This window comes from Thalassovita gelatinovora (genome assembly GCF_001458355.1).
GTDB lineage: Bacteria > Pseudomonadota > Alphaproteobacteria > Rhodobacterales > Rhodobacteraceae > Thalassobius > Thalassobius gelatinovorus.
In genome coordinates this window covers 1-754 of sequence record NZ_CYSA01000002.1, presented here as the reverse complement: position 1 = coordinate 754, position 754 = coordinate 1, and the positions used below count along the sequence as shown (strand labels likewise).

General features: G+C 63.0%; 1 protein-coding gene. It reads left to right on the top strand.

Annotation, left to right across the window (positions count from 1 at the left end):
- Positions 1 to 680 (top strand): calcium-binding protein (locus tag TG4357_RS00355; protein ID WP_144433911.1); only part of this gene is annotated, 680 nt, incomplete at its 5' end.
- Between the last annotated feature and the right edge of the window lie 74 nt (positions 681 to 754).

Below are 754 nucleotides of genomic sequence, written 5' to 3'. Positions count from 1 at the left end.
CGGACTCTGACGATCTGCTGCGCGGCGGCAACGGGGCCGATATACTGACCGGTCTGGACGGCAATGACACGCTGGAGGGAATGGACGGCACCGACACGCTCAATGGCGGGCCGGGCAATGACAGTATCGTCGGCGGCGACAGCGACGCCGACCTGCGCGACGTGATCTATGGCGGCGATGGCGATGACAGTATCGACGGCGGCTATGGCAATGACGAATTGCGCGGCGATAATGGCAATGACACCATCAGCGGCGGCTTTGGCACCGATACGGTGATCGGCGGCGCGGGCGATGATGTGCTGACCGGGCAGGCCTGGTCGGACCTGATCTTTGGCGGCGACGGCGATGATTTCATCAATGGCGGTTTCGGCTATGATCGGGTCAATGGCGGGTCTGGTGCGGATCGGTTTTATCATCTCGGGGTGGCCGATCATGGTTCCGACTGGGTGCAGGATTATACCGCCGCCGACGGCGATGTTCTGGTTTTCGGCGGCACGGCCAGCGCCGACCAGTTCCAGCTCAACCTGACCGAAACCGCCAATGCCGGGGGGGCCGGGGTCGAAGAGGCCTTCGTGATCTACCGCCCGACGGGTCAGATTCTGTGGGCGCTGGTCGATGGCGCGGCGCAGGATGAAATCACCCTGATGCTGAACGGGGTCAGTCACGATTTGCTGGGCTGACTGCTGGCCTGACTGCTGGCCCGACTTCTGACCTGCCCCGTCGGGGGGCTGCGCCCAATTTCAGATTGTTTCAA